Here is a 20,638-nt window from a genome sequence, read left to right as displayed (position 1 = left end):
TGTTCCCATTCCGAACACAGAAGTTAAGCCCTCTAGCGCCGATGGTACTGCTAACGCGGGAGAGTAGGTCGCCGCCAGTTTTTTTTAAAACCTCAATCTTTTATTAGATTGAGGTTTTTTTGTGCCCGAAAACTAGATGAATGACGAAGAGATAACAGACGGATAGATAAGAGACACAAGAAAAAGAGAAAATAGGCAACATAAAAAAGTAAAGTAAAAAGACCCAGTATGGAAGATAAGAGATTAAATGTAAGTCCTAAAAAAATAGTATAATATATTTAGTGCTTAGTCAAGATAATAAAGCCGAAGACATTTTAAATCTACCATCACCTCTTTATTACATAGGAACCGTTCCAGTATGTGGTTCGCTTTCATATGTGTTTTCTTTTAGTGCATTTTTTTGGTTTGGTAAAAATGTTAATCTTCCTAAAAATAATAAATTGCTTCTGTATCTCTCGAAATCGGTAAACCCGTCGGATCCAAAATCATCACTTCTTGAATCTGCTTTTTCTAAAGAAGCACCGCTAAATATCATTAGGTAATTATTATCATATACCGTAGAATAACCAGCTGGATAGACATAGTAGCCATTTGGCAAATGTGTTTTTACAGGTTGCTGAAATCCCCAGGAAATAATCTTCTTGCCTAGAATACAAGTGGTGTAAGCTTCTTCGAAAGTCATTTGTATTTAATTTTATAATTAAATTTGTCTTAACTCTGATTGTGATAATCTTGAAGTGATATCATACGATTTTTGATGTATTATTTCTTAGAACAAGGTCATTAAACTAATTATATAAGAATGATTTTAAAATGCAAAGGTCCCCAAAATTTAGATCCACTTTTAAAATAATTTAATGTAAATACAAAAGAAAGCATTCGCTAATTTTCTATTTATTATTCTTCTTATAGCCATTTAACTTTAAAAACTACAGCTTTTGCAATTCACTTAAAATCCTATCTTTAGCGTCTAGCTATATTTTGGTTGAACATTATTGGAATATTAAAACCTGCTCAGTATTCCCCAATGGATTTTAGTGTCTCCAAATTTTATTGAATTACCAAATTCATTTCCGTTGGAGAGCTGAAAACTCATTAAGCCAATTGGCAACACGAAATTAAATCCTAATCCGAAGCTGTAAATTTTTGGTTTTAAATTTAAACTCTTATTGTTAAATTCTCCAAATTGTCCAAAGACATCAAAGAAAGCCTGACTTCCCACAAGATAGCGGTACTCCGCTGATCCGAAATAATAGAAATCTGCCAGAAGAGAATTCTCATTGAACCCTCGGAAAGAATTCCATCCGCCAAAACGCAGCAATTCGTTGGTCCCTAATTCATTTTTAGAATTTAAGAGGGCCGATTCTCCGCGTAAATTAAGATAATGATTTCCTTTAATCCCGAAGTTTCGCTCTGCAGACAAGTAGAAATTATTTTGTGAAAAAGTTAGATCTTCTTTTTGGTACGTGGTATTTAGATAATCTGCTTCAACCCTAATTCTGGTTTTATAAAGAAAAAGTTCCACTTCCGAAGGTTCTGTGAAAGAGTACCACATTCCAATTCCTTGTTTGGTGTAATCTTTTGCCTGTGTGTAGAGAGAATCAGAAACTGTAGACGTCTCAATAGTGCCTCGAAGACCAATTTTTTGACGATTGCCCAAATTCAGGTAAAGACTGGGACGAAGTTTTACCTGCGCAAAAGTAGAATCTTGACGGAAAACATTAACATTAATTTCAGTTCCGACGTTTGTTTTAAAGAGGTACGGAATATCTGTTTTCAAATCAAAGGTTTGACCTTTATCGGGGTTTCTTTGCCAAAATATATTTACGGTTTCAAAACTGTTAAACATATTCCGGAAATTTACATTAAGACTTCCATTGAAAGTAAACTTTTCTTCATCATCATTTCCGAAACCAATAACGCCATCAAAAGTATTCGATTTTTTCTTCTGTAAAAAAAGAAAAACCTGCGTAGAATCTTTTTTAAACAAAGTTTGCGGTGGTTTTTCTAAGCGAAGGAAAGGGTGGTTTTGGAGGGATTGAGTGATTTGATTCAGATTATTATCGGCATATGTTTTACCTCGGTATTCTTTTTCTAAATTTTTGATGAAGCGCTTTGGAACTTTTTCGTAGCCTTTTACCACAAAGGCATCGATTTGCCTTTTATTTCCCTCTGCTATAGAAATTTCTACGAGCGGAATGTCATCTTTCATTCCTAAATATTTGCTCTTTACCCGGTTAAAGGTAAAACCCCTATTTCGATATTGTTCGCCGATACTTCTTTTCAGTGAATCTAAATTTTTGGTAAAAAATGCAGAAGGTGTTTTGATGGATTTTTGAACGCTCTCTGTTAATTGAACGTTTGCTTCATTGTAATTTTTCCCTTTGTCAAAGTAGATTTCCGTGACTTGCTGTATGACTTTAACGTCGGTTACTTCTGTTAGATAGTAATTGTTTTGTGCAAGCGAATCCAGAAATTGAACTGCAGAAAGAGAATCAGGTTGAACTTTTTTAGTTTGAGTTTGAACGTCAATGAGCCAATATTCCTTTTTCTGTGCTTGGTAAAAAACACAGAAGAGCAGTACAAATATGGAGTAGTAAAATTTCAAAAGGATGTTCCTAAAATGGAACTCAATTTACGGAAGTTTATTATATCGCAGAATGCGCTTTTTTGTTTTATTTCTATTTTATTAATAGCATTGATTTTCCACTGGCTTCAAATGCTGCTTTAATTTTTTTATCTTTAAAGCCTGGAAATTTCAACTTATCGACCGTTATTATTAATTGCAAATGATTTTAATTCAGTATCCAGAAATATAGATTAGGAAGTAGATGAAGAAAATTGGGTTGTTTTTTGGGAGTTTTAACCCCATTCATATTGGGCATTTAATTTTGGCCAATTATATTTTGGAGAATACAGATATGGAGGAACTTTGGTTCGTAGTAAGTCCGCAGAATCCTTTTAAAGATAAAAAGTCGCTGCTCACAGATCATAATAGATTAGATATGGTACAAGTTGCCTTAAAAAATTATCCAAAAATGCGCGCCTCAAATGTGGAATTTTCCTTGCCGAAACCCAGTTATACGATTGATACGTTGACGTACCTTCATGAAAAATATCCAGATTTTTCTTTTGCTTTAATTATGGGAGAAGATAACCTGAAAAGCTTAGGCAAATGGAAAAATTCGGAAACGTTGATTAAGAATCATCAAATTATTATTTATCCAAGAATAAGTGAGGCTGAAAGTGACCATTCGCAATATATAAAACATGAACATATTTCTATGATTGATGCGCCCATCATCGAACTTTCTGCGACCAAAATTCGACAAATGATTAAGGAGGGAAAAAATATACGACCTATGGTTCCGCCTGAAGTGTTCGAATATTTAGATGGAAGCAGTTTTTATAAATAACAATAGCAACTTTACAAAATCTCTTTTAATTCCTTAAATTTGCAGCACTCCAACACCTTACTAAATGCAGGAGTTTGAAACAATTTATATGGAACTTATTGAAAACTTTTTTGCTAAATATTCAGAGGAAAAAATCATCAAGTGGTTTAAGCAAGTATGTTTGTTAGAAGCACTTTCTTGGCTGTTCCTTTTCAGCGCTATGATTTGGATTCGGTATGAGCGAGATGCTCTTTTACCTACTATTTATATTATCATCATTGGAAATATCCACGGATTATTTTTCAGCCTTTACCTCTTGCTTTTAGTTCCCGCACGAAAAATTTTTAAATGGGACGATGAAGACACTGTCTTTGCATTAATCGCGGCATTTTTTCCATTTGCTACCATTTGGATAGATAGAAAATTGGCAAGATTTGATCGGGAAGAATAGGTTTAAACTTTAATATTATACAAGTCGAGAACAAAGAAATTTGTTCTTTTTTTGTGATCTTATGTAATAAATGGCAGGTTCAAATTGTCAGGTTAATATCAAATTGTAAATTTTTATCATTGACTTTCAACTCTTTAAATAACGGATAAAATATTTGTTACTACTTTGTATTGCATAATACTAAAATAATAACATATCTTTGCATAGTAATACTACTATAGAAAACAAACCAATTCCAGCTTGTAGATTTAAACATCAACTTATTTCTCAATCTGCTACAAAAAACTAAAACCATGAAAAAATTAATCCTAACCATTTCCCTATTCAGTGGAATTTTCACCTTCGCACAAGGGCAGCAACAAAGTGATTCTTCTAAAGTCCAGAAAATTGAAGAAGTAGTCATGACGAAAAAGGTCTTTAAAAAATTAAGTGACCGTTTTGTGTATGACGTAGCTGCTTCACCAGTTGCTAAAGGCAATACAGCTTTTGGTCTATTGAAAGAAACGCCGCTCGTTTCTTCTACGGACGATAAAAATTTAAAGATTGCTGGAAAATCCAACGCCATCATTTACATCAACGGTCGAGTTACCCAAATGGATGCAGATGGATTAGAACAGTTTTTAAAAAATATGCCGGCAGAAAACATTCAGAAAATAGAGGTGATTACCATGCCCGGAAGTGAGTTTAAAGTGGAATCAACAGACGGTATTATCAATATCATTCTTAAAAAGAAAACTACCGATGGTTTAAATGGAAATCTAAGATTTGTAAACGAGCAAAATTATTACAACGCCACAGGAGTTGGAGCAAGCCTCAATTACAGAAAAGATAAATTGGGAATTAGCGCAAACGTGAACTCTAATGAAAATGTAGATTACAAATATTATGATTTGAACAATGGAAATCAAGCCGCAAAAAATCGCTCAGTTGGTGCGATTTCTGATCCGAACAAAAATTTAGGAGGTTACATCAATATAGATTATCAATTAAACGACAAAAGTAGTTTAGCCCTCACTTATAACGCTCGCTTCAATAATAGCTTGAATTCTACCATTGATTTGTTTAATGCTTCTACAAATAATCTCACCAACATTACAGATTATACTTTGACCAAAAGTAAGGAAGATGCACATACGTACAACAATTCTATGAATGTCAATTATGAATTGAAAACAGATTCTTTGGGTAGTAAATTAAATTTAAATGTGGCTGGTTTACTTTATAGAAGATATCAAGAATCCACCAATTTCACCTACGCTTCGGATATTAATCAAAATCAAAATTCCCCGATTCTAAGAATTGATCAAGATCAGCCGCAACTCATTAATAACTTTTCTGCTACAGCAGATTACATCAAAAAATTCAAAAACGACTTCACTATTGCCCTTGGTGGAAATTTAAATAGTACCAATACGGATAATGATACTAAATTCAATGCATATGATTACCGCACAGGATTAATGAATCCACAACCCAACGAGTTTCTTTATGAAGAAAGTATTTATGGAGCATACTTAACCTTTGAAAAATCATTCTCCCCAAAATTTTCTGGAAAAATTGGAGCGCGCTACGAGCAAACGGTAAGTGAAGGTAATTCTGACAATGCAATCGACGAAAGATTGAAAAGCATTAAAAGAAATTACAATCAACTTTTGCCTTATCTAAGTTTCAACTATGCGATGAATGACAAAAATAATATTTCTTACGCCTTTTCTAGCCGTATGAAAAGACCCAGCTTTTGGGAACTGAATCCCATTAAAACTTATTTAACTGAATTTAATTATACCCAAAATAATCCTTTTGTAAAAGCTGCTTCTGTGTACCGTCAAGAGTTAACGTACATGCATAAAAACTCTTACTTTTTAATTTTGAATCACGCCTTGGTGAAAGATAATATTACAGAAGTTCCTCTTCAAGGAGTGATTAATGGTGTGAATCAAGTGCGATATATCAGAACAAATTTTGGGACTATTCAAGAGTTTGGAGCCATGCTTGGAATGCAGAAAAGTTTTTTCAAAGGCTATCTTTCTACCAATTTCAATACAGGAATTCAGCACAATATTAATAAAGGAAGCTTAAGTCAAGATCCATTAAGTGGTGATATTTTCCCCCTTTATGAAAACAGTAAAAAGTCTACGAGTTTTGTAATTCAGACCAGTAATAATATTCAGTTAGATAAAAAGAAGACTTGGTTTCTGGGCGTAAATTATTTTTACATTGATAAGCAAATGATTGAATTGGGGGAATTAGATGCTTTGATGAGTTTAGACTTTACCGTGAAAAAGATCTGGAACAACTGGACTTTCGCCCTAGATTTAAATGATGTTTTAGATACACAATTGCTTTCTATTACAGACTTTCAGAAAAATGGGAATTATAATAATATTTCTCAGGATCGCTACAAAAGAGGTGTTAAACTAACTTTAGTTTACAATTTCGGAAATCAAAAAGTTAAGAAAGTTAGAGATATAGACAGTGCAGATAAGGACATTAAAAACAGAACGAGATAACATTCATTCAGCTAATTATATTTTTCAAAAAAACCTTTAGAATTTCTAAAGGTTTTTTGATTTTCAGATATTAATTGCGTGGTAAGAAAACTTCTGCCAACATGCATCTTGCGCTCCCGCCACCATTGGTTTCTATGGTGTTTAAGTCTGCATGTATAATCTCGCAATGCATTTCAATTGCAGAAATTTGCTTTTCTGTTAAGGATTGATAGGCGGTTTCACTCATTACCAAAAACTGCTGTCCTTCTTGATTTTGCACCTGAAGCATATTCCCTGCAAACTGTTGCATCTGATCTTCAGAGATTTCTATCAGTTCTTTGTCTGTCGATTTAATGGTTTCCTGAATTTTCTCTCTCTCCATTTCATCATCAATACAATCAAGGCAAATTACCACAAATTGCTGCGCCACGCACATCATTACATTGGTGTGATAAATTGGCAAACGTTGGTTTCCTACATTTTGAAAAGAATGAAAAACGACAGGTCGATATCCAAACTTTTCGCAGAATTCCCGAAAAAGTTCCTCATCTAAACGCAAAGAAACAGAACCGTACGCAATTTTATATTCATGATCGAAAATCATGCTCCCTGTTCCTTCCAAATATTTTTCCTCATTTTCCGCAGGAGATAAATCTTCTACTTTGTCAATATTGAATCCCTCGTTTTGCAGGGCTTGTAAAATTTCCGGTCTTCTTTCTACTCTTCTGTTCATGGCAAACATGGGATAAAGAGCTACGGTGCCATCTTCATGAAAACTCACCCAGTTATTAGGAAAAATAGAATCTGGCGAATGAGGTTCCAGCGTGTCTTTTACAGTGATCACTTCAATACCTTTCTCCCGAAGTTTGGTGGCAAAAGCATTAAATTCTTCCAAGGCTTTCTCTTGGATATTCGCTTCTTTTTGTTCTTTTTGAAAATAATTGTTTTCCGCCGTTTGGGAATTATAACCGAATGCAATCGGTTCTACCATCAGTACAGTTTTGGCTGTTTGCATCAATATTAAATTTTATTTTAAGAGCTTTGAACTCCTTATTTATCCCTCAAATTTACTTAAATTTAAAGATAATAAAAATCTTATGTTAGAAATTGCGTGTTTTGAAATTACCTCCGCGGAAACTGCCCTACAATCAATGGCAGATCGCATAGAATTTTGCCATGATATAGAAAAAGGCGGCACTACTCCGGATTTTTATGAATTTATGCATCTGAAAAGAACCTTTAAAAAGCCAATTTACGTTATGATTCGTCCGACGGGTGGACCTTTTTATTATTCTGATTCAGAATTTACTCAGATGAAAAATAGCATTATCAATTTTCGATTAGGTGGTGCAGATGGATTTGTTTTCGGGATTTTAGATGCACACAATGAAATTGATATTCCCCGTAATCAAGAGCTTCTCACTTTGGCGGGAGAAATTCCGTGTACTTTTCATCGGGCTTTTGACCGTACTTCAGATTTAGATGCATCCATGCAAACTCTCATTAAAATAGGTTTCAGAACAGTTTTAACTTCTGGCGGAAAAAAAAATGCAGTTGCAGGAAAAGAAAATATAAAAGACTTGGTCGAAAAATACGCGCACAAAATTGAAATCTTAATCGGTGGCGGCGTGCGAAGTGAAAATATAGAAGCCTTGAAAAAATTTACAGGTGGAACCAGTTTCCATTCCTCAGCGATTATGAAATATGACACCTTCGTGACGGAAGATGAAATTAAAAAATTGAAACAAGGGTGTTCTTAAATTCCTGAATTATTCTCTAACCAATGGCAAGGTGGAACATCTTAACAATCCACCCATTTTAGAAACTTCTCGGTACGGAATTTCTTCTACTGTCATTCCCCATTCATTTCTCAGGTGATTATTCATCCGCGTAAAAGATTGGTCAGAAACTACAATTTCTGGGGAGATGGAAAAAATATTGGGATTCATTTCGAACATTTCCTGCTTTGTTACATGAAAACAATTTTCTTCGCCAAAAATATCCAGCAAAAGTCGGTAGTCACTTTCATCTACGAAACCCTCTTTGTAAATAATACATTTGTCTTTCCCCACAGGATTAAAGGTGCAATCCAAATGAAGAATTCCCTGAAAAGGATTTGTATCATTTTTATTTAATTCTAAATCGATGATTCTCTTTTTTGGAAAATATTCTTTTAAAATATCTATGGCGTATTCATTCGTTCTTGCCGTTTTAAAATTTCTGTAATCTTCAGAAAAGCATGTTCCCACGAAGATGAAATCATTCCAGACAATAACGTCTCCACCTTCTATATGTGCGGTATCTGGAAGGTTGATAATCTTTTTCCACCCAACGCGAGCGAAAATTTTCCGGTACGCATCCTGCTCTTCGTAGCGGTCTTGAATGATGTTTGATATAATCATTTGATCCTCTACCACAAAAGCCACATCACGTGCAAAAACCTGATTGTAGTCCTTAATGAGCTGCGGTCGATAAACTTCAACACCATGTTTCACTAAAATCTTCTCGAAAGCCGTCATTTCATTGACAATATCATTTTCCTTTGGATATATTCCGTGTTCAAGAGAATGATAGGATTTGGCATCATAACTGTCTTCTAAGGAGTGGGGAACTCCCATGGAATTTGGCATTCCTAGAACTACAGATTTTAATAGGCCGGTTTCGTTATGGATATTTAGGTTCATACATTATGGATTGTCACAAATTTAAACAAAGCATTTCAGGTGACGAAATAATTAATTGTGACAATTTGGACTGACAAATTTGCACACATGGCTTTATTAGACTCACAAAATTCTACCATGCTTTCCCAAATAGGTATAAAAATCACTAAAAAGTTTTAAAAGGTGTTAATAATTAGTTAAAATTGAAACGAAGCACTTTTCAATCCTACTTATTTAGCATTAAATTTGCTTGGTTCATAGCAGAATAACAAAGAATTAACAATATATGACAATGAAGAATACGATGAAAAAGATGATTCCGTACGCCTTGGTCGGAATCTTTTCTGGTGCCACTACTTTTGGTGCCATTAACTATTTTGGAGTTCAAGATAAAAACTCGGAACTTTCTTATTTCGCCCCGAAAAACACGGATGCTAAATTTGCCTCCCTGAATATGGCAGGATTAAGTGATGATTTTGTGAAAGTATCAAAATCTACAGTTCCTGCAGTAGTGAGTATTAAAAACTTTTCCGATAGAAAAAATAACAGAAGTGAACAAGATATGTTTGATCAGTTTTTTGGAAATCCATTTGGGCAGCAGCAAAAACAGCAGCAGCAACCGCCACAAAATATGCCAACAGGAATGGGGTCGGGAGTAATTATTTCCCCAGATGGCTATATTATTTCTAACAATCACGTGATTGCAGGTGCCACTAAATTGGAAGTAGTATTATCTAATAAAAAATCTTACATCGCAAATCTCGTGGGAACTGATCCAACTACAGACATTGCACTTTTAAAGATTGAAGAGAAAGGTTTACCCTTTTTAAATTTTGCCAATTCAGACAATGTAGAAGTTGGGCAATGGGTTTTGGCCGTTGGAAATCCAATGGGTCTTAACTCTACCGTAACTGCCGGAATTGTTTCTGCAAAAGGCAGAAGCATTGATTTACTAAGTCAGCAATCTAGAACGCCGATTGAAAGTTTTATTCAAACAGATGCAGCGATTAATCCAGGGAACTCTGGTGGTGCTCTAGTCAATACGACGGGTGAATTAATCGGAATTAATTCTGCAATTTCATCTAAAACAGGGTATTATGAAGGCTATGGATTTGCCGTTCCAGCTAACTTAGCCAGAAAAGTAGTAGAAGACATTAAACAATTTGGTTTGGTTCAGCGTGGATTCTTAGGCGTAGTTCCTTTGGATTTATCAGATCAAAGACAAGTTGCATCTTACAATCAGCAGAAGAAAGCCAATGTTAAAGTTGGAGATGGCGTTTATCTGATCGAGGTTTCTGATAATGGTGGTGCGGAAGATGCAGGATTAAGAACCGGCGATATCATCACGAAAGTGGACAATACTGCAATCGGCAGTTATTACGATTTATCTTTTGCGGTAGGCAGTAAAAGACCAGGAGATAAGGTTGCAGTAACATATATCAGAAATGGTAAAACAGGAACTACAAATGTTACCTTGAAAGATCAAAATGGCGGAACCAAAGCCAGAAGCAAAGCGGATTTATCAGTCTCTGAAAAAATTGGTGCTGAATTCGATAATTTAAGTGAAAAATTCAAAACAGACTACGGCTTAAATAGCGGTGTTATCGTACGGAATGTTGTAGAAGGAAGTGAGATGGCTAAAATTGGTGTTGTTGATAATTACATTGTTATCGAAATCAACGGAAAACCTGTGAACTCCCAGAAAGATGTAGACAAAATTCTACAGTCTTACAGTGGAAATGTTCAAGTAAAATACGTAGATGAATACGGAAGAATTACCACTAGAGGTTTTAAAATGCCTTAGTTTTAGAATAAATTCAAGAAAAAACGCAACTTTTTAAAGTTGCGTTTTTTTTGTCGAATCATTTAGCATCTTTCTAACATCTAACATCTAACATCTAACATCTAACAACTAACATCCAACATCCAACATCCAATTTATTGGTCTGCAATTTTTTCTACACTCAATATTCCTTCTCGGTTTGCGATGATTCGGTAATAAGAGTAGGTTGCAACCTCATTCATATTTAATTGCAAAACCATATCTAAGAAGTATACTTTTTCCACTTGTGTAATTTCGTAACCGTTCTCTTCATTTGGAATGGAAATAGGAAAATAAGCATTGTCCATTTTGAACATAAAATTAGAAATATTGAGTCGGATGATTTCATTGATTCCCGGAATTTCATAAAAACTCAATTCGTCAAGTTTTTCCCGGTTGAGTAGGATCATTTTTCTGTACAGAATAAGATTATCATTTCTTAAGGTGTTAATATCTTCGGAAACTGGATTTTCCTTTCGAAGTCGCGATACCATTTCCGGAATTTTCTTTGGGTCAATGTAGTCAAAGGATTCCTTTTCTGTCCCAATGATTTTATCATCCATATTGATATTGATCTTCTGATCAAAAAATTTATTGGATAATTTATGGACCAAATAGTACCTCGCAAATTCTTTGATGCGATCTTTTAGAATGTAACTTACCACGAGAGCAACAAAAAAAGGCATGGTTAAATTTCCAAACTTTTGCTGAAAACCGAAAGCAATCGCAGTTGCAAAGATCATGGAAAGTCCTGCCGCAATGCTCATGGAAATTTGCTCGATAAAAACTCCATCTCTCTGTTTTAAGGTCGTTAAATACAGTTCACTTTCTGCAAATTTTTTAAGAAATCCCAATCTGGAAAGTAAATGACGGTTTTGTTTTGTCTTATTTTTCTCAAATATGGCGTAATTCGCCGATTTCTTATATTCCCGCTCTCTGTCAATTAAATTTTGAATTTTTTTCGCGGCTAAATCATCTTTTTCTTCCCCGTTGAGCAAGGTTTTCAACAAATGGAAATTCTGTTTTTCCACCAAATAACTCATGAATTCGTCGCCGAAAGTAAAAGGTTTTAAAATTTCGGGCGTTACCAGATGTTTTGTGAGAATATTTTCCAGCTTTCTGTACTGTGCGAAAATACTGTTCACCGACGTATAATAACGGTCGGTCAGGAAATCACGTTCCTCTTTGCTTTCGCTTTCTTTTATAAAACGAATTTCATTTCGAAGCGAACTTTTCAGAATGGCCAGAAACATTCTGATATTATATTTATACTCCGAGATGGACCTTTTCGTAGCATCAGTTGCAACAGTCTCAAAAGATTTTGTGAGATATTGCAGCGGCGAATTCTCAAAATGTACAATTTCATGAAGATTAAAAACAGGCGTAATTAATCTGATATTGGATTTTAGATTTTTATAAAAATCACTTTTGGAAAAGGTATGTTGATTGATGTCGATACTTTTCGGCAGAAAGATCCAGGAGTTGATAGAAAACGACGTTCCTTTTTGATCTCGAAGGGGTTCTAAACGCAGTTTTATTTCCAGCGTAAATTTGTCATGAATTTTTATATCTGCACTTGCCATAAAACTTTTTTTTTTATTCCTGTGTGAAGTTATATGATTTACCTCCCTGATTTAAAATCATTTTTTTCTCACTGGGTTTAAATTCTAACACGATTCCTGCTTGATCGAATTTGAACATATTATTTGCCGTTGCGTCCAGGGGAAAGCCAGATTGTCCCGTTGCTTGCGCTGTTAATATTTTATCATTTTTTGTGATTGTTATTTTCAAAGGGGTGTCTTTGCTGGAGTAAATTCCTAAATACTGATCCAAATCTTCTGTTTTTAAGTCGATCAATTTGAAAGTTGGAGTTTCATAAGGCTGCTTAAATGCAGCACTTAAAATTGCAACTGCGATATCATTGTTTTTAAAGTTTTTTCCGTTTGAGGTGAAGGCAAAAGAAACTTTCTCTGCAGGGAAATATCCATAATTTGAGCTGAAACCATCAATTCCACCGGTATGTCCGAACGCTTTTTTATCTCCGAAAGGCATTTGAAAAAGTCCGTAACCATAATTTTCTTTGAGGGTTTCCATTAATTTTAAACTGTTTTCAGAGATTATTTTTCCTCCAAAAAGTGCATCTGCAAATCGCAGCAAATCACTGGGAGTAGAAACAATTGCTCCGGCTCCAAGCGGAATACTCATGTCGGTTTCCCTTTCTTTTATCCAGCCATTTTCAAAATGATAGGAATTAGCTTCATTATTTTTCAGATTAATCTTTCCACCGTAAAAGGTATTTTTCAATCCAAGTGGTTTGATGATCTTCTCCGTTAAAATTTCCGAATATGATTTTTTATAAATTTTCTCCAGAATAAAACTTAGTAAAACATAATTGGAATTGCTGTAATCTGCTTTGGAATTTGGTTCGAAATCGCTTCCGCCTTTTTCAATAATATCCATCAGGTCTTTTTCAGATTTTTTCTGCGTGCTCCATTTTATATACTCATCATCACTTGTGAAATTGTGGATCCCGCTTCTGTGATTGAGTAAATTACTGATGGTTATTTGATCAGCATTTTTAATGTTTGGAAAATATTTTGAAATTTTGGTATCTAGGGAAAGTTTATTTTCTTCCATCGCCTTTAAGATCAAAGCGCTCGTGAAGGATTTCGAAATGGAACCGATGCGGTATTTGGTGGTTTCGTTCGGTTTGGTTTTCGTTTCTACATCGGAATATCCCAGAGAATTGGAGTAAATGATCTTTCCGTTTTCAGAAATGGCGACACTTCCCATGAATTTGTCATTTTTTTCCAAAGTCTGAAGATAGCGATCCAGCTTTTCCTTATCGAATTTCTGCGCGAAGGAAGCAGCCGTGCATACGGTAACTAAAAGAAGAATTAGGGATTTTTTCATGGTATTTTATTTTTGAGTTGAAGTATAATTCGACCTCTTAAAAATACCAAATTAAAATCAGTTCAAAAGAAAAACGAAAAGTTCTTTTTAGCCGCGATGGAAACGGCATCCTTTTTTGGTATTGCTTTGGCAAAATTTTCAAAAAATAGACTTTTCATCTAAGCAATGTCAAAAAAGATATAGTGAACAGCGGGACTGCTTTTTAAAGAAAATGTTATTTTGTTGCTCCGAATAAAAGAATTACTGCTTTTTATTTTGCAGTCTTCTGAGTTTTTTTTTCTTGCGGTTGTAGATCACCTCCGTGATTTTTCCCCCAATCCAAGCGAATGGAAAGAACGTTAGAAATATTAAAATTTTGTAAAATGTAGGATGATAAGGGTTAATAATCACATCTAACATTGCCACAAATAAAAGAATAAAGCCTATCAAAATCGCGTAAGCTACTTTTGCATATTTGACTAAAATCGCGGTAACAACGCCACCGACACTTGCTGCAATTCCAGAAGAAATAAGGAGCGCTACAAAGAAATACGGCTTATGTTCCATGGATTTGAGCAGTTTTTGCCAGTGCGCAAAAGGTGCAAATTCATCATATGTAATCCAGGCAGAATTGAGCCTAACTCCCAAGGAAATAAGAAGCGCAGCTACAGCCAAACCTACAAAAACAGCAAAAGTATTTTGAAGAAAATTCATTTAGAATTGATGTGCGATCATGGAAATTTCGATATCAACGTTTTTCGGAAGGCAGGAAACCTGAACCGTTTCTCTTGCCGGATAATGCGCTGCATCTAAGTACGACGCGTAAATGTCATTCATCACGGAAAAATCATCCATGTTTTTTAGAAAAATACTAGCTTTCACTACATTTTTAAAGGTCATCCCAGCTTCAGTTAAAATAGCCTCCAGATTTTTCATTACCTGATGCGTTTCTTTTTCAATGCCTTCTGCAAGTTTCCCATTTTCTGAGTTCAAAGGAATTTGTCCAGAAATATAGAGGATTCCGTTCGCAAAATTCGCCTGTGCATAAGGTCCGATCGCGGCAGGAGCTTTGGAGGTAGTAATGATTGTTTTCATAGCAGCTGTATTTGGCAAATATAAAACTATTGTTTTGTTTTAAAAATTTCTTTTTAAAAAGGCGCATTGGGTTGGGTGAAACTTCGGTCTTTGTATTTTAAGGCATCACGTAAAATGTTGGCTTTGATTCCAATAAAGAAATCATACACTTTATATTGTCCGTACGGAATCCAGTTGAAATTAATGGTAAAACTTCTTTGATCCCGAGAAAAACCAAGTCTCGTGTTTGCAATTTCTTTTGTGATGACGTCATAATAAAGATTTCCATTCACATTCCAATAGGGAGAAAGTTTAATGGTAGCATCTAAACCTACGGAAGCCATTTGAGTTCCGAAACGCGTGAGACTTTTGGTGTAACTGTATTGCGCATTCACATTTAAAGTCCAGGGTTGCTGAAATCTGGAGTAATTATCTTCATCAAAATAATAATTTTCATTGCGGATTTCACCTTTAGTATTGTATTTTTTGGCGAGCTCAACTTTCTCTTTTTTGCCGAATAGTTCACTGCTCAATGGATAAGACAATTGCGCATTAAATCCTTGAATACTGAAGTTTCCAAATTCCTCTGTTCTAATCCCGACATCGTCACCAGGTACGAAGAGTATTTTATAAGGTTCTAAAACCAAACTCGTATTCAGATTAAGCTTTTCAAAAATAGTGGTTTGTCCGTTAAAGGTAAACATAGACCACTTGTACTTTTCTGCTGCAAAATTATAATTGGTATTGAAATTTAAAGCTTCGAAAATCTTAATTTTTTTGGTGCCGATGGAATCGTTTTTAGATTTCACCTTCATTTCTATATTATTATTGATGGCAATGCTTAAAGCTTGTACCAACCCAGAATTTGGCGTACCGATAATTCCACCATCAAAAATAGAGTAGGGTGTCATTTCCCCACGATCATTGAAATAATTTTTATAGTACCCGAACTCTGGCGCAGAAAAATCGGGGGAATAATTAAACCCAATCTGTGGTGTCATCATGTGACGAATAGCCTGAATGGGAGAGTCTTTTTTAAAGTTTAACATTCCATACAAAACCGTTTGCAAACTCGCACTGGTAGAAAAGGAAGAGTAACCCGCAATTTTTTTATTGAATACATCTTCAACTTTATTTTCAATGGGATTGTAAAACTTCGTTAGCGTTTTGGTCGTGAGTGCATTGTCAATGTTCGCCGAGAGGGAAAAAGTAAAATATTTTGCTAAAGTAGTATTGGTTCCTATTGCAATATTATTCCGAAGACCCGTCTGCATTTTGTCCCACATTTCTTTTTTAAACAATTCATCCTCGGTGGTCTGCACGAAATTATTAAAGTTTAATCCCGTGTTGATCGTAATGTTTTCTAGCAGTCCTTGTCTGATGCCCGTTTTCGGGGTGAAAAGATAGAACTGGTTGATGGCTACATTTAAAACCGGCAATTTTAAATCAGCTAATCCAGTAGAAAAATTTTGAGAATAAGAAGAAGTTCCCGTAATGGTAACGGGCAAAGTCAAAAATCTTTTCACAATACTCAAACTGGAGTTCTGCTGTGCATTAAGATTGTTTTGATTGAAGGCGTAATTGTTATTAACCGTATTGTTATAAAACTTATTACTTACCACGTCCACAGAGGCGGAAAAATTGAGAAAAGGATTTGCCTTGGTATCTTGTTGATGTCGCCACGCAATTCTATAGGTTCCGGTTTTGGAATAATCCGATAAACCTTTAATTCCACGAACTGTAGTTCCAATGTCTGCAGAAAAATTTCCGGAAAATTTATAATTCTTCTTATAATTCATCTCCGGCCGTAGATTCCAACTTCCTTTCGTGTAGATGTCTGCCAGAATTTTTAAATCAAAATGTTCCCCAATAGGTTGATAATAGCCGAGGGAATTGAGGAAAAAACCGACATCCTCTCGCTCCCCAAAACTCGGAATTAAAATTCCCGCACTTCTTTTATCAGAAAATGGAAGGATAGCGAAGGGCAAAACCAAAGGAGTTGGCACGTTTTCAATATACAATTGAATCGGTCCTGTGATCACTTGTGACTTGTCTTTTCCTTTGATCAGTTTAATGTTAGGAGCCAGCAAATAATAATCGGCAACGGTGTCTTTTTTCTTGATGAAATATTCATCGGTGGTGTATTTTCCACGGCGCATAAAAAAGACAGAATCATTGTATTTCTTCGTTTTTTCAGCGACAATCACGCCTTCACTTTCTTCGGTTCTGGCATTAAATGCAATGGCTTGACCTGATTTTATATTGTAGGTAAACTCATCATATTCATATTTTTTTCCAGCTTGTGTGGCTACAGCAGGAACTTTTACCCGACCTAAAGAATCCAGTTCTCCGCGGGCAAAAATGAGCGATTTGTCCCAGTCGATAGAAATGTAATCGGCATCGATGATCATATCCTGATAGGTAACTTGAGCCTTTTTATTGAGGTAAGTCATCTTTTTTGGAATATCATTCCGTATATTATCTGCCTTGGTATTAACCACAGATTCAAGCTGCTCCTTTTTCAGAACAATGGTATCAGATTTTGGAATCGTATCGTTTACTATCTTATTTCCAGCCAAATTTTGAGCGCCTTGTTGTGCTAAAAAATTGTTAAAAATTAGGATAATTAAGATTTGTAATATATTTTTGAAGCCGGTAGTGACCAAATCGGTGTATTCTGTAATTTGTGGTCAAAATTAATATAATTTTTAAAATCTAAAGATGATTACTTCTAGTTTTTCACTTAAAAAATATTTCACCTTCCTTTTAATCGCGGTATTTGTATTTACAGATGCACAAAAGAAATTCACCATTGTGCTTGATGCTGGTCATGGAGGCACTGACCACGGTGCGAACAGAAGGTACGATGACTTGGGAATGGTAAGAGAAAAAGATGTTACATTAGCCATTACCCTTAAATTAGGCAGAATGCTAGAGAGGAATAAAGACTACAAAGTTATTTATACCAGAAAAGTTGATGAATTTCCATCCTTAACAGACCGCACAACTTTGGCCAATCGCAGCAAAGCAGATTTGTTTATTTCAATTCACGTAAATGCGAGTACCAAGACATCGCCCTACGGAACAGAAACTTTTGTACAAGGTCCTGATCAGAATAAAACCAATCTTGAAGTTGCGAAGGCGGAGAATGATGTAATTTATTTAGATGATCGAGATCGTGAAACATTTGCCTCTTACGATCCAAAATCTCCAGAGTCTTTGATTGCTTTGAAAATGATGCAAAGTAAATACTTAGAAACCAGTTTGCTTTTCGGAAGTTATGTTGAAGGTAATTTTGTAAAAAAGGATAATCGATTTTCCAGAGGCGTGAAACAGCAAAATCTGCATGTTTTAAGATTAAACGCAATGCCGTCTGTATTGATTGAGACTGGCTTTGTGAGTAATTATGAAGAAGCTGCATATTTGGCGTCTGATAAAGGCCAAAATGAAATTGCAGAGAGTATTTATGATGCAATAGTTAATTATAAAAAGACCATCGAAAGAAATGGCGGAGTAAGCAACTCGCCAAGAGAAAAAGATAAACCCGCAGAAGTAGCGTTGAAAAATGATTTTCGTATTTTACTAATGTCCTCACCCATGAAATATGCATCCAGTGATCCAGCCTTGAAAGGTTTAAATTACATTATGCCTTTAAAGGAAAATGGAATGTATAAATACTATTACAGTACCACGAACTTAGCTTCTGTTCGAGATAATAATTTGAAGACCGCAAAAGATGCTGGATTTAAAAATGCAACGTCTATATCCTTTGTGCCCAATCAAAAATTAGGTACGGGTTATTATACCATAGAATTAGAAGCCTCTGACAAAAAATTAAGCACTAATTCTTATATTTTAAAGACGTTAAAAGATGTGAATAGAGTGAAACAAAACAATATGTTTTATTACACTTATGGTCGATTTTCTTCTTTAGAAGATGCGGTAAAAATGCAGCGTCAATTGGAGGATAAAGGAGTGAAAAACACAGTGATCCAAAAAATGTTTAAATAGAGCAAGGATTAGTTTGCAAAATCAAAAATTTATCAATAGTTTTGCAGTCCCTAAACCAGGCCTATTCGTCTAGTGGTAAGGACTCAAGATTTTCAGTCTTGCAACAGGGGTTCGATTCCCCTATAGGCTACTAAAGTTGAAAATCTTGAAAAGTTTTTTAAAATAAATTTTGTAATCAGAAAAGAAATTCTATCTTTGCACCCAAGTTTTTAGAAAGATATGGCAAATCATAAATCAGCTCTGAAAAGAATCAGACAAAGCGAAAAGAAAAGATTAAGAAACAGATACTACCACAAAACTGCTCGTACAGTTTTGAAAGTATTGAGAAGTGAGGAAGATAAAGCTGCAGCTACAATACAGTTGCCTTTAGTAATCTCACTGTTGGATAAATTGGTGAAGAAAAACATCATCCACAAGAACAAAGCAGCAAACTTAAAAAGCAAGTTGACAAAACACGTTAATAAGTTAGCGTAACTCATTATAAAAGACGCACTGGCCCGTTCGTCTATCGGTTAGGACCTCAGGTTTTCATCCTGGTAAGAGGGGTTCGACTCCCCTACGGGCTACTTAACTTCCGAAAAGTTTCTTTTCGGAAGTTTTTTTTATGTATACTAATTGGACAATTGTTCGGATAGAAGAATTCGTAGGTATAACCGTAATGAAAATGGCATTGAGACTTGATAATTGACCGCTAATTTAGTGTTTAAACGCTAGTACTTTCCTGCTGTGTGTAAAGATGATATGATCGTTTTCTTCTGTAGGAAAACCAAATTAAACAATTCTACAGAAGAGGGTAGATTTTCATTTGTGTTCAAACAAAAAGACCAAATTCTCAGTTGGTCTTATTATTTAATTGGCCTTATTATTTAAATAAAGGAATACAGCTTCTAATTGTATGCTTTCGCAGAAGCTAAAGCTTTTTCCGCTTGATCTTCTCGGTAAAGTTTTGCGGCGCTCCATTTTGCATGTCTGGAGGGAACGATTATGAATCCTTTTTTCTTTGAATATACTTTAGTGAATTCGGCACCAAAAAAGATGAGCATGCAGGTGTAATTAATCCACATCATAATTAAAACTACCGTGCCCGCTGTTCCAAATGCAGACGTAGGCTTTAGCTCAGAAAAATACAGACTGAGGAGAAATTTCCCGATTGTAAATAGAATTGCTGTGAGAATCGCTCCGGGCCAAACCGCCTTCCAAGAAATTTCTGCATCTGGCAAAACTTTGAACATAAAGGCAAAAACCAAGGTGACCAAAATAAATCCTACCGTGAAGTTCACCAACTCCATGAGTAAATAGGTTTCTAAACCCAGTTGAGAAGTAATGAAATGATTAAGCAAACTGATCAAAGAGGAAAGCACCATGGTAATCATCAATAAAAATCCAATGACCAAAATCATCCCCAAAGAATTAGCACGATCCAGTAAAAATTTGATGATGGCTTTTTTCGGGGCAGATTCTACGTCCCATAAGTCATTCAAAGATTTCTGAAGCTGAAAGAAAACGGTGGTTCCTCCGAATATCAAAGCAAACACGCCGACAGTTTTCATGAAGATATTTTCTTTGTCAATTAAGGCTCCTGCAATAATATCTTCTACACTCTTTGCTGCCTCTGCACCCATCATGGATTGAATTTGACTGCTGATTTGACCCTGAATTGCTTCTTGTCCGAAAAAATTGCCCGCAATCCAAATGATGATAATGAGTAACCCAGGTATAGAAAATATTGCGTAATACGCCAGACTAGCGGAATCCTTCACCGCTGCAGAATTATTCCACTCCGTAAAAGTTTCCTTTAAAGCCTCCCAGAAAAATTTAATTTTTTTCATCACTTTTTTTTT

Annotated in this window: 17 protein-coding genes, 2 tRNA genes and 1 rRNA gene; 10 read left to right on the top strand and 10 right to left on the bottom strand. The window is 35.1% G+C overall.

Translation table 11 applies throughout. The features are described 5' to 3' along the window. Positions 1-80: ribosomal RNA gene (gene rrf / locus RCH13_RS12370) — 5S ribosomal RNA — on the top strand; the annotation flags it as partial. A gap of 257 nt (positions 81-337) precedes the next feature. On the opposite strand, the gene RCH13_RS12365 is transcribed toward rrf, so the two are convergent. Both RCH13_RS12365 and RCH13_RS12360 read right to left on the bottom strand, forming a co-directional pair. Next, positions 338-682, bottom strand: coding sequence for a hypothetical protein (locus RCH13_RS12365; protein WP_326987553.1), 345 nt, complete (start codon positions 680-682; stop codon positions 338-340). Between the two features lie 321 nt (positions 683-1,003). After that, positions 1,004-2,608: a hypothetical protein gene (locus RCH13_RS12360; RefSeq protein WP_326987552.1), complete on the bottom strand. Its 1,605-nt coding sequence runs from the start codon at positions 2,606-2,608 to the stop codon at positions 1,004-1,006. A gap of 223 nt (positions 2,609-2,831) precedes the next feature. Between RCH13_RS12360 and nadD the strand changes: the two genes are divergently transcribed. The 3 genes from nadD (at position 2,832) to RCH13_RS12345 (ending at position 6,356) form a co-directional block, all read left to right on the top strand. After that, positions 2,832-3,416 (top strand): nicotinate (nicotinamide) nucleotide adenylyltransferase, encoded by a 585-nt coding sequence (nadD, locus tag RCH13_RS12355; protein WP_326987551.1) that lies wholly within the window; start codon positions 2,832-2,834, stop codon positions 3,414-3,416. An 88-nt stretch (positions 3,417-3,504) separates the two neighbouring features. Further along, the gene (locus tag RCH13_RS12350) at positions 3,505-3,846 is read left to right on the top strand and encodes a DUF3817 domain-containing protein (RefSeq protein ID WP_326987555.1); all 342 of its coding nucleotides are present in this window, start codon (positions 3,505-3,507) and stop codon (positions 3,844-3,846) included. Positions 3,847-4,139: 293 nt separating this feature from the next. After that, entirely contained in the window at positions 4,140-6,356 is a 2,217-nt protein-coding gene (locus RCH13_RS12345; protein ID WP_326987550.1) for a TonB-dependent receptor domain-containing protein, read from the top strand. A gap of 70 nt (positions 6,357-6,426) precedes the next feature. Here the strand turns inward: RCH13_RS12345 and ctlX are convergent, their stop codons facing one another. After that, positions 6,427-7,350 carry a citrulline utilization hydrolase CtlX gene (gene ctlX / locus RCH13_RS12340; protein WP_326987549.1) on the bottom strand — a complete coding sequence of 308 codons (924 nt, stop codon included), beginning with the start codon at positions 7,348-7,350 and terminating at the stop codon, positions 6,427-6,429. A gap of 82 nt (positions 7,351-7,432) precedes the next feature. Between ctlX and RCH13_RS12335 the strand changes: the two genes are divergently transcribed. After that, positions 7,433-8,095 carry a copper homeostasis protein CutC gene (locus RCH13_RS12335; protein WP_326987548.1) on the top strand — a complete coding sequence of 221 codons (663 nt, stop codon included), beginning with the start codon at positions 7,433-7,435 and terminating at the stop codon, positions 8,093-8,095. A 9-nt stretch (positions 8,096-8,104) separates the two neighbouring features. Here the strand turns inward: RCH13_RS12335 and RCH13_RS12330 are convergent, their stop codons facing one another. Next, a complete protein-coding gene (locus RCH13_RS12330; protein WP_326987547.1) occupies positions 8,105-9,019 on the bottom strand; it encodes a dimethylarginine dimethylaminohydrolase family protein in 915 nt (304 codons plus the stop codon). Positions 9,020-9,290: 271 nt separating this feature from the next. Between RCH13_RS12330 and RCH13_RS12325 the strand changes: the two genes are divergently transcribed. Continuing rightward, positions 9,291-10,802 (top strand): trypsin-like peptidase domain-containing protein, encoded by a 1,512-nt coding sequence (locus RCH13_RS12325; protein ID WP_326987546.1) that lies wholly within the window; start codon positions 9,291-9,293, stop codon positions 10,800-10,802. A gap of 134 nt (positions 10,803-10,936) precedes the next feature. Here RCH13_RS12325 and RCH13_RS12320 read toward each other — a convergent pair whose 3' ends face one another. From RCH13_RS12320 to RCH13_RS12300, 5 genes are all read right to left on the bottom strand, one after another. Then, a complete protein-coding gene (locus RCH13_RS12320) occupies positions 10,937-12,403 on the bottom strand; it encodes a hypothetical protein (RefSeq protein ID WP_326987545.1) in 1,467 nt (488 codons plus the stop codon). Positions 12,404-12,416: 13 nt separating this feature from the next. Further along, complete coding sequence (locus RCH13_RS12315) at positions 12,417-13,733, bottom strand: serine hydrolase domain-containing protein (RefSeq protein ID WP_326987544.1); 1,317 nt, start codon at positions 13,731-13,733, stop codon at positions 12,417-12,419. Positions 13,734-13,973: 240 nt separating this feature from the next. Further along, positions 13,974-14,426 (bottom strand): hypothetical protein, encoded by a 453-nt coding sequence (locus RCH13_RS12310; RefSeq protein WP_326987543.1) that lies wholly within the window; start codon positions 14,424-14,426, stop codon positions 13,974-13,976. Beyond that, the gene (locus RCH13_RS12305; protein WP_326987542.1) at positions 14,427-14,807 is read right to left on the bottom strand and encodes a Rid family detoxifying hydrolase; all 381 of its coding nucleotides are present in this window, start codon (positions 14,805-14,807) and stop codon (positions 14,427-14,429) included. It lies immediately after the preceding gene. 53 nt (positions 14,808-14,860) lie between these two features. Further along, the gene (locus RCH13_RS12300) at positions 14,861-17,452 is read right to left on the bottom strand and encodes a putative LPS assembly protein LptD (protein ID WP_326987541.1); all 2,592 of its coding nucleotides are present in this window, start codon (positions 17,450-17,452) and stop codon (positions 14,861-14,863) included. Positions 17,453-17,507: 55 nt separating this feature from the next. Between RCH13_RS12300 and RCH13_RS12295 the strand changes: the two genes are divergently transcribed. From RCH13_RS12295 to RCH13_RS12280, 4 genes are all read left to right on the top strand, one after another. Next, entirely contained in the window at positions 17,508-18,797 is a 1,290-nt protein-coding gene (locus RCH13_RS12295) for an N-acetylmuramoyl-L-alanine amidase family protein (RefSeq protein ID WP_326987540.1), read from the top strand. A gap of 58 nt (positions 18,798-18,855) precedes the next feature. Further along, positions 18,856-18,927: transfer RNA gene (locus tag RCH13_RS12290), tRNA-Glu, on the top strand. A gap of 89 nt (positions 18,928-19,016) precedes the next feature. Then, positions 19,017-19,271, top strand: coding sequence for a 30S ribosomal protein S20 (rpsT, locus tag RCH13_RS12285; RefSeq protein WP_326987539.1), 255 nt, complete (start codon positions 19,017-19,019; stop codon positions 19,269-19,271). 20 nt (positions 19,272-19,291) lie between these two features. Next, positions 19,292-19,363 (top strand) — tRNA-Glu (locus tag RCH13_RS12280). 321 nt (positions 19,364-19,684) lie between these two features. On the opposite strand, the gene RCH13_RS12275 is transcribed toward RCH13_RS12280, so the two are convergent. After that, positions 19,685-20,629: a YihY/virulence factor BrkB family protein gene (locus tag RCH13_RS12275; RefSeq protein WP_326987538.1), complete on the bottom strand. Its 945-nt coding sequence runs from the start codon at positions 20,627-20,629 to the stop codon at positions 19,685-19,687. Positions 20,630-20,638 lie beyond the last annotated feature (9 nt).

The organism is Chryseobacterium sp. MP_3.2, from assembly GCF_035984805.1.
Lineage (GTDB): Bacteria > Bacteroidota > Bacteroidia > Flavobacteriales > Weeksellaceae > Kaistella.
The sequence above is the reverse complement of the archived record's forward strand: the minus strand, read 5'-3'. Positions and strand labels throughout refer to the sequence as shown.